This window comes from uncultured Parabacteroides sp. (assembly GCF_902493135.1).
In the GTDB taxonomy this organism is placed as follows: domain Bacteria; phylum Bacteroidota; class Bacteroidia; order Bacteroidales; family Tannerellaceae; genus Parabacteroides.
Window position 1 is genome coordinate 1 of record NZ_CABUOD010000077.1, and the last position, 9,557, is coordinate 9,557.

General features: G+C 47.3%; 7 protein-coding genes and 2 pseudogenes. 6 read left to right on the forward strand and 3 right to left on the reverse strand.

Annotation, left to right across the window (positions count from 1 at the left end; translation table 11 throughout):
• Positions 1-60: 60 nt before the first annotated feature.
• Positions 61-786: a hypothetical protein gene (locus tag RDN79_RS18520; RefSeq protein ID WP_298552585.1), complete on the forward strand. Its 726-nt coding sequence runs from the start codon at positions 61-63 to the stop codon at positions 784-786.
• 53 nt (positions 787-839) lie between these two features.
• Here RDN79_RS18520 and RDN79_RS18525 read toward each other — a convergent pair whose 3' ends face one another.
• On the reverse strand, positions 840-1,169 hold the full coding sequence (locus tag RDN79_RS18525; RefSeq protein ID WP_298552586.1) for a helix-turn-helix domain-containing protein: 330 nt from the start codon (positions 1,167-1,169) through the stop codon (positions 840-842).
• 130 nt (positions 1,170-1,299) lie between these two features.
• Positions 1,300-1,539, reverse strand: a pseudogene (locus RDN79_RS18530) (RteC domain-containing protein); the annotation flags it as partial.
• A 38-nt stretch (positions 1,540-1,577) separates the two neighbouring features.
• Here RDN79_RS18530 and RDN79_RS18535 point away from each other — a divergent pair.
• Positions 1,578-1,937, forward strand: a complete 360-nt coding sequence (locus tag RDN79_RS18535) for a hypothetical protein (protein ID WP_298552587.1) — start codon at positions 1,578-1,580, stop codon at positions 1,935-1,937.
• A 17-nt stretch (positions 1,938-1,954) separates the two neighbouring features.
• Positions 1,955-2,794: pseudogene (locus RDN79_RS18540) on the forward strand (IS3 family transposase); the annotation flags it as partial.
• A 639-nt stretch (positions 2,795-3,433) separates the two neighbouring features.
• Here the strand turns inward: RDN79_RS18540 and RDN79_RS18545 are convergent.
• Positions 3,434-5,638 carry a sodium-translocating pyrophosphatase gene (locus RDN79_RS18545; RefSeq protein WP_298552589.1) on the reverse strand — a complete coding sequence of 735 codons (2,205 nt, stop codon included), beginning with the start codon at positions 5,636-5,638 and terminating at the stop codon, positions 3,434-3,436.
• A gap of 180 nt (positions 5,639-5,818) precedes the next feature.
• Between RDN79_RS18545 and RDN79_RS18550 the strand changes: the two genes are divergently transcribed.
• The 3 genes from RDN79_RS18550 to RDN79_RS18560 all read left to right on the forward strand — a co-directional run bounded on the left by RDN79_RS18550 (position 5,819) and on the right by RDN79_RS18560 (position 9,483).
• A complete protein-coding gene (locus tag RDN79_RS18550) occupies positions 5,819-6,658 on the forward strand; it encodes a patatin-like phospholipase family protein (RefSeq protein WP_298552882.1) in 840 nt (279 codons plus the stop codon).
• A 58-nt stretch (positions 6,659-6,716) separates the two neighbouring features.
• Positions 6,717-8,408 carry an alpha-amylase family glycosyl hydrolase gene (locus RDN79_RS18555; protein ID WP_298552592.1) on the forward strand — a complete coding sequence of 564 codons (1,692 nt, stop codon included), beginning with the start codon at positions 6,717-6,719 and terminating at the stop codon, positions 8,406-8,408.
• Positions 8,409-8,541: 133 nt separating this feature from the next.
• Positions 8,542-9,483 (forward strand): ribose-phosphate pyrophosphokinase, encoded by a 942-nt coding sequence (locus tag RDN79_RS18560; RefSeq protein WP_298552596.1) that lies wholly within the window; start codon positions 8,542-8,544, stop codon positions 9,481-9,483.
• The last annotated feature ends 74 nt before the right edge of the window (positions 9,484-9,557 follow it).

Here is a 9,557-nt window from a genome sequence, read left to right on the forward strand (position 1 = left end):
CTGACAATCCCGATTTGAGAAAGAAGAAGAAAAAGAAACGACAATTTAAGTTATAGACGTATGGAAGATAATTTGATTTTAGAGGGACTTCTCTCTATGGTTACGGAACTGAAAGAGAAGCAGGAGCAGCAGGTAACGCCAGCCAGCCGGGAAGAAACGATAAACCGGCTGGATGTAATCGAACAATGTATTTTAGAGATACAGAACAAACCCACTATTTCTGAAAATACAGTGCAGGAGATTTTGAACCAAATCGCCAGTATCAAGAAAAGACAGTCAGACAATCAGAAACAAGACTTTGATGATATAAAGGGAATGATTGTGACTTCGCACCGGTATTTCAAGGAGAAACTAAACTCATTGTTTCCGGCAGATACCCGGCAGCAGGAAAAGGTAGAACCCATTTCGTTATACGATAAAATCCTAAGCCGGATAACTCCCTACCTGCAACCAAAATTTTTTCTTTTTTCAGCAGGAATAGTTATCGGTATTGTTTCGTTAATCCTGAATGTTCGTTTTATGGAATGTATGCAGCAGTTACAGGACAATGACATAAAATACCGTTATCTCCTGATGAAAGGGAAAGCGGACGGGAATATCCTTAATCTATTGGAACTAAAGTTTATCCGTGAACGGAACAACGCTTTCATTCAGGACTTGACAGATACGGTTATTGATTTTGAATATCGTAGTAAGAAGCAAGCGGAAGCACTGGAAAGGGCAAGATTGCTGAACGAACAAGCCGAACAGCTAAAGGAAGAAGCGGGCAAGTTAAGCAATCCATAAACCAAAAAAGCCGGAGCAGACAGGCAAATTATCCAATGCTCCGGCTTATCTGTTTACTTCTTATCTGTACCGTGTTCTTTCTCAAACTTGCGTAGCGTTACCGAACTGAACCGTTCCTTTATAAACTCCCGGACATCCGAAGCCCGGTAATACACTTTTCCGCTGATTGTAAAATAAGGCAATACGCCCAAAGCACGGTAGCGTTGCAAAGTTTTAATGCTGGCCTTGAATAATAGGCACAAGTCCTGATTATCCAGCAGGTTATCATCTTCGGGCAGCACCTTGTCAGCATTGCGCAATGCCCGCACATCTCTGCAAAGCTCGTCCAGCTTGTCGAATAGCTTTTGCATCCATTCTTTGAAATCGTAGTTTTCTATATACATAGTTGCTTCATTTTTCTGATTATACATACTTGTTTGTCAATCGATTGATGAAGCAAAGTTCTGAAAACCAGTACAAAGAAATTACGAGGGTGGACATGGAATCCCCTATAAATGGGTGTTAAGTTCTTGATTATCTATATCCTTTTTTATCATGTTCCTTTCTGATAAGATCTGCCAGTCCATTAAGAAACTCCGTGATTTTGCCCGGCTTTCGTTTTATCACATCCTCATGCTTTTGGTGATAGTCGCCTATCTTGATATTAAAGAGCCATTCAAAGGCTTTTCCCAAATCCACCAAGTAGGCAGGTTTACCATTTTGATATACGATGTTTTTAGAGATGAACAAACCGCTGACAATTTCCATAATGTCTTTTTGTAAATATGGTTGACTCTAAAAGAATCATCGAAATGAAAGCAAAGAATTACACTCAAGAACAAGCACGCAATTTGCTTACTCAGGAAATAAATCGTCTTCGCCTGCTTGAAGGCATGGATGTAAAGAGTATTATAGAGAAATTAGGAGTAAGTCGTAGCCGCGTTTACAAAGCATTGACTACCTTTGAGCGAGAAAATCCTCAACAAGTCGAATTAATGAAAAAGTGTGGAAAAGAAGTCACTCCTGAAGACTACAAGAAGTTACAAGAGGAGATCGCGATCCTGAAAAAGGATTTGACCCGTGAACGCTTGCGTGCTGATTTTTATGAGGAAATGGTCGCTTTCGGTAAAGAAGTTTATGGTATCGACCTAAAAAAAGCTGGCACCAAGTAGCAAATAGGCTTCACGATAGGGACAAGAAGCTTTACGGCATTGTCCCTATGTGTCGTCTGCTTGGTGTGAGTAAACAAGCCTACTACCAGCATGTGGATAATCTGATGCTCAAGCTGTCCCAGGAATCTTTTGTGGTTGAGTTCGTTAAAGATGTCCGTAGAAAAGATCGTGGCATAGGTGGCAATAAGCTCTGGCAGATGTACCGGCAGCAGTTCGGAGAGGAGCGGAGCGTGGGATATAACCGTTTTTATGATATCCTGGAACGTTACGGGTTGAAGGTGCGCAAACGCAAACGGCGCGTGTCAACCACGGATTCCAATCATGATCTCCCCCTTTATCCGAACCTGGTGAAAGATCTGCTCCCCAGCCGTGGCTGTGAATTGATAGTGAGTGACATCACTTATATTCCGTTTTGGACAAGCAAGGAGCGCAAGGAATACGACTTTTGCTATCTATCCCTGGTTACGGACTATTATACGAAAGAAATCGTGGGTTATAGCGTGGGAGAAACATTGGAAGCAAAATATCCGTTGGAAGCCCTGGAAATGAGCTTGAAGCATTACAAGGGGAAAGACCTGTCAGGATTGATCCACCATTCCGACCGTGGCGTGCAATATGCCAGTTACGCGTATACAGGCCGTTTAAAGGACTGTAAAATAGGCATAAGCATGACCGAGAGCGGAAATCCCAAGGACAATGCCGTGGCCGAGCGTGTGAATAATACCATTAAGAATGAGTTTTTTAAGGGTATGGAGTTTTATAGTATCCGGGAAGTGAAAGTGGCCGTGAAAGGTGCCGTAGACTTTTATAACCATGAACGCCCTCACTTGAGCTTGGAGGGCATGACACCCGCCTAGGCAGCCCGGGGTGAAGGCGAGATGAAAAAAAGGTGGAAAAGTTACCGGGAAATAGCCATCAAGAAGAAAAAAGACTTGGCGCAAACCGGATAAAGAGACGCCGCCGGAGCGAAGAAGCACACGGTAAGGCTCTTTGGAGGCTTCACGCCTCCAGCCGCATGGCAAACCACCGTGGTGGTTTTTTCATGATCTCTTTGGGATAATAACAATATTGATTATTTTTGTCCGGGTTAACCTCGTTCATCAATAAGAAAGAACAGGGTCAACCTATTTTATTACTAAGTTACAAACCGGTCAACCTGCTTTATAAATAAGACGCTAAGTAGTCAACTAAAAACGTTAACATACAGCCTATTACAGTTTCCCCCTGAAGGAAACAGAAATTCCCTTAGCGGGAAACGAGAGTTCCCTCGGCAGGAAACGAGAGTTCCCTCGGTAGGAAACGAAAGTTCCCTCGGTAGGAAACTTTATGAAAGTAAAAGGGCAATGGAACCTAAATATCCCACTAAAGAACCAGGTTCGCGGATGAAACGGATGAAAGCGGATTTAAATTATTTTATCCGTTAAGATCCACCCGATCCGTGTTATCTGAGAACCTGGTTCTTTAGTGGTTCAAACATTCTTATAAAATGAGCCTGATCAGAACAAGCTCCAGGCAACCGTCAGTCCTGCCATGACGATCGCTACCATGCTCATCAGCTTGATCAGGATGTTGAGGCTGGGGCCGGAGGTGTCTTTGAACGGGTCGCCGACCGTATCGCCTACGACTGTCGCCTTATGGGCTTCGCTGCCCTTGCCGCCGTGGTTCCCTTCTTCGATATGTTTCTTGGCGTTATCCCAGGCTCCTCCAGAGTTAGCCATGAAGATCGCCAGTACGAAACCTGTACTCAATCCGCCGATCAACAAACCGACTACTCCTGTCACTCCGAATACCAGACCGGTGACGATCGGTGCAATGATGGCTAACAGGGAAGGGAGCACCATCTCGTGTTGCGCCCCTTTTGTCGAGATGGCCACGCAACGGGCGTAATCGGGTTCGGCTTTTCCTGTCAAAATTCCGGGGATTTCGCGGAACTGGCGGCGTACTTCCTCCACCATATGCCCGGCAGCCCGTCCGACTGCGTTCATCGTCAATCCGCAGAACATGAAAGCCATCATGGAACCGAGGAACATCCCCGCCAACACCTTCGGATTCATAAGCGTGACATCGTAATAGATCATGAAATCGGAGAAAGAGGCTTTTGACACTTCGATGGCTCTGCCGTCGGAAAATGTCAGGACTGTTTCGCCCAACCGGAGCAAGCCTATTTTAATCTCTTCCACATAAGAGGCCAGCAATGCCAGGCCCGTCAAGGCTGCCGAACCGATCGCAAATCCTTTGCCTGTTGCGGCGGTCGTGTTGCCTAAGGAGTCGAGTGCATCCGTACGTTTGCGGACTTCCTTGCCCAATCCGGACATCTCCGCATTGCCGCCCGCATTGTCGGCAATAGGCCCGTAGGCGTCTGTAGCCAGTGTGATGCCCAAAGTCGAGAGCATCCCGACGGCGGCGATGCCGATGCCGTACAATCCCATTCCTATATTATTGAAATCGAATCCGGAAGCAAAAAGGAACGAACAGATGATTCCGACTACTACGGCCAGTACCGGGATTGCGGTGGACAACATGCCCAGTCCCAACCCGGAGATGATCACTGTTGCCGGTCCGGTCAGTCCGGCTTCCGAAACCCGTTGGGTGGGCTTATAAGATTGGGAAGTATAGTATTCCGTCGATTGGCCGATCACGATCCCTACCAACAATCCGATGATGACCGAACAGCTGATCCAGAACCAATTCTCCAAGCCCAACATGTATAGGATACCGAAGGTGGAAAGGGCGATCAACACCGAGCTGAGGTTCGTCCCTATCGCAAGCGCTTTCAGCAACTCGCGTATCGTCGCATTCTCTTTGGTACGGACGGCGAAGATACCGATAATCGACAAGACGATCCCGACCGCGGCGATCAGCATCGGCGCCACGACCGCCTTGTATTGCATCTCCACGTCGCCGGACGCCACGAATGCGGCCGCGCCCAGTGCGGCGGTTGCCAGGATCGAGCCGCAATAGGATTCATAGAGGTCCGCCCCCATGCCGGCTACGTCGCCGACGTTGTCTCCCACATTGTCGGCAATGGTTGCCGGGTTGCGCGGGTCGTCTTCGGGGATACCGGCTTCCACTTTCCCGACCAGGTCGGCCCCGACATCGGCGGCTTTTGTATAGATGCCTCCGCCGACACGGGCGAAGAGCGCCTGTGTGGAGGCTCCCATCCCGAAGGTCAGCATGGTGGTCGTGATAATGGTCAGTTTATGTGTGGCATCCATCGCTTCGGCCGGGATGCAGATGTTTAATAATATGTACCAGAACGAAATGTCAAGCAAACCGAGGCCGACGACGACCAGCCCCATGACGGCGCCGCTTCTGAAGGCAACCTGCAAGCCGCTGTTCAGGGACGAGCGGGCGGCATTGGCGGTACGGGCGGATGCATAGGTCGCCGTCTTCATCCCTAAGAAACCGGCAAGGCCGGAAAAGAAACCGCCGGTCAGGAAGGCGATCGGAACCCATTCGTTTTGTACTCCGAACCCATACGCCATGATGGAGAACAGAACCACCAAGGCGAGAAACACCGAAGCGACCACCTTGTATTGTTGTTTCAGGTACGACATAGCCCCTTTGCGTACGTGCCGGGCTATTTTTGCCATTAACTCCGTCCCTTCACTCTCTTTCATCATCTGCCTGAAGAAGAACCAGGCAAATACCAGTGCCAGGATGGAGGCTACCGGTATGATCCAAAAAATAGGTGTAATCATAGCAATGAGATTTAAATTTAATATGGATTTGATCGTTTTGACACTTAGTGCCTTACGATCCTTTATTGTTTACCTGTAAATATAACGAAAATAAAGAAGTAGAGAAACTTTTTCGTAAATAATAATGTTTCATTCTAAAAAAAACAGCATATTTGTCACAGATTAAGAATGAAAACGCAAATGACGGAAGAAACGAACCATAAGACCTATAAATTGGGCTTGGCTCTGAGCGGGGGAGGAGCGAAAGGTTTTGCTCATATCGGAGTTTTTAGATTACTCGAAGAATGCGGCCTGAAGCCTGATATCATCGTAGGTACAAGTGTCGGTTCGTTGATGGGGGCTTTGTTTGCCGATGGCTATACGTCCGGCGAAATCAAAGAACTCTTTACCGGACGTGAGTTTTCCGAATTCGCCCAGTTGCAAATCCCGAAATCGGGATTGTTCGATAGCAAGCGGTTCCGTTATTTCCTTCGTCGTCATTTGAGAGCTAAGACGTTTGAAGAGCTGAAAACTCCTCTGGTTGTCGTGGCTACCGACCTTGACAACGGTGAAAGTCATGAGTTCCGTAGCGGTCCCATCGTGGAGGCGGTGGCTGCTTCTTGTAGTATCCCGATTATCTTTAGCCCGGTCGTGATAAACGGAGTGCATTACGTCGACGGAGGTCTTTTCCATAATTTCCCGGTTTCCATCATCCGTGAAGAATGTGAGCGTATCATCGGTGTGAATGTCAGTCCCCTTGTCCCGCAAAAGTACAAGCAGACGATTTTCCATATTGCGGAACGTTCCTATCACTATATGTTCCGGGCAAACACGTTGGAAGACCGCGAAATGTGTGATGTCCTGATCGAGGCGGAGGAGTTCGGCATGTATAAGACATTCGACCTGGAGAATGTGGACGAGATCGCGGATATCGGATATGGCGCGGCAATCCGGGCATTCGAGGTCGTGATAAAAGAAAATAAATATGAAACCCTGGTGAACGCTATTATGGCAAGAAGAAACAATGCCCTGATGCCATAGTTTTTTCCGGATGTTCCGGTGTTCACCTGAAATATTAACTAAGTTGACAAATAGCGCGATGAAACAGACAAATAAGATGGTAATATACCAGGTCTTTCCACGTTGGTTCGGTAATAAGAAATCATCCTTGGTGAAGAATGGAAGTAAAGTCGAAAACGGAGTCGGAAAGTTCTCGGACTTTACGCCCCTTGCTTTATCAAAGATCAAGGAGCTGGGAACTACCCATATGTGGTACACCGGAGTGATCGAACATGCAACGAATACCGATTATACGGCTTACCAGATACGAAAAGACCATGCGGCGGTCGTGAAGGGGAATGCCGGCTCGCCTTATGCCATCAAAGATTATTACGATATAGACCCGGATCTGGCGGATCACGTGCCGGAACGAATGGGAGAATTTGAATCGCTGGTCGGAAGGACGCATGAAGCCGGAATGAAAGTGATTATCGATTTCGTTCCCAACCATGTCGCCCGCCAGTATCATTCGGATGCCAAGATGGCGTATGTGGAAGATCTGGGACAAAAAGACAATACTTCGAAGGCTTTCGATCCCGGCAATAATTTTTATTATATACCGGGACAACCCTTATCCTTGCCGTTCGGGGCCCAGCAGGAAGATTTCGAATATAGTGAATTCCCGGCTAAAGTAACCGGAAACGACCGGTTTGATGCTTGTCCGGGGCAAAACGACTGGTATGAAACGGTCAAGTTGAATTACGGGGTCGATTACCTGAACGGGCGTGCGACGTATTTTGATCCGGTCCCCAATACTTGGACAAAGATGTTGGATATCCTGCTTTTTTGGGCGGGAAAGGGCGTTGACGGCTTCCGGTGCGATATGGCGGAAATGGTTCCAGTTGAATTCTGGAACTGGGTGATCCCGAAGGTGAAACAGGTTTATGATGTTTGCTTTATTGCCGAGGTTTATAATCCAGCTGAATATCGCAATTATATCCGGAACGGACATTTTGATTATTTGTATGATAAGGTCGGACTCTACGATACGGTACGCGCCGTCATGTGCAACCAGGCTCCGGCAAGCAATATATCCGGATGCTGGCAGTCGCTTGAAGGCATCCAGCATAACATGCTGAACTTCCTTGAAAACCATGATGAACAGCGTATCGCTTCTTGCTTCTTTGCCGGTGATCCGCGTCCGGGTATTCCGGGGATGATCGTCTCGGCCATGATGAACACCAATCCGGTGATGGTCTATAGCGGGCAGGAGTTAGGGGAGCCGGGAATGGATGACGAAGGGTTTAGCGGACGTGACGGACGTACGACGATTTTTGATTACTGGAGTCTTGCCAGCTTGCGCAACTATATAAACGAAGGGGCTTTCGATGGCGGCAAACTGACTGCTGAGCAACGGCAATTGCGCGAAGCGTATGCAAAGATCCTGAATATAGCCAAGTCCGAACGGGTCATCACGGAAGGTGTTTTCTATGATTTGATGTATGCAAACCTGAGTAATCCGTATTTTAATCCGCATCGCCAATTCGTGTTCATGCGTAAATATCTGGACGAAGTGTTGTTAGTGGTGGTTAATTTTGACAAGGCGGAGCAGACAGTACGCATCCGGATACCCGACCAGGCATTCAAAGCGCTTGACTTCGGGGACAACAAGGCGGCCGTGCTGACCGATCTGATGACCGGCGAAACCAGTATCAGCACGCTGACGGCAGCCTGGCCTTATCAGGTCGTCATACCTGCTTATTCCGGTCGTTTACTGAAGTTTACATATTAAATTGACAATGGATGATGGACAATAGACAATTAGTTTTTCGGTAATTGTCAATTGTCCATTGTCAATTGTCAATTCTTTTATACCTTTGCACCCACAATTCAAATCTATTTACTTAAGATAAATATTCGGAATAATGAGTGCACAAACTCCTTTCTTGGTGTTTTCGGGAACCAACTCCCGGTATCTTGCAGAGAAAATTTGCAATAGTCTTGGTTGTCCGTTGGGACAGATGAACATTCAACACTTTGCTGATGGAGAGTTCTCCGTTTCTTACGAAGAGTCGATCCGCGGCCGCGATGTTTTCTTGGTACAATCAACGTTTCCTAACTCTGATAATCTGATGGAGCTTCTCCTGATGATCGATGCTGCCAAGCGTGCTTCTGCACACTCTGTAATCGCAGTTATTCCTTATTTCGGTTGGGCTCGTCAGGATAGAAAAGACAAACCGCGTGTGTCTATCGGCGCCAAGCTGATCGCAGACATGCTGAGTACTGCCGGTATCGACCGCCTGATCACGATGGACTTGCATGCCGATCAGATTCAGGGATTCTTCAATGTTCCGGTCGATCACTTGTATGCATCTTCCATTTTCCTGGATTACATAAAATCATCTTTGCCTCTGGATAACCTGTGTATCGCAACGCCGGATGTCGGGGGTACCAAACGTGCCAGCAGTTATTCCAAATACCTGGGACTGCCGATGGTTATTTGCCACAAATCACGTCTGCGTGCCAATGAAGTGGCAGAAATGCGCATCATCGGTGATGTGGAAGGCTTGGATGTCCTTTTGATCGACGATATGGTGGACACGGCCGGTACTATTACGAAGGCTGCCAACCTGATGCTCGAAAACGGTGCCAAATCCGTGCGTGCCATCGCCAGCCATGCCGTGATGTCCGACCCGGCTTCTACGCGTGTCGACCAGTCTGCTTTGACTGAAATGATCTTTACAGACTCTATCCCTTATGCAAAGAAATGCGAGAAGGTGAAAGTACTGTCTGTTGCCGATATGTTTGCCGAAGCCATCCGTCGTGTATGTAGCGGTGAATCCATCAGTTCTCTGTATGCTATTTAATTAATTCATATATCAAGGGAGAAGGTGTGTCAAAAGAAAATCCTGCTTACAATAGACATAATTTAGGCACGGAT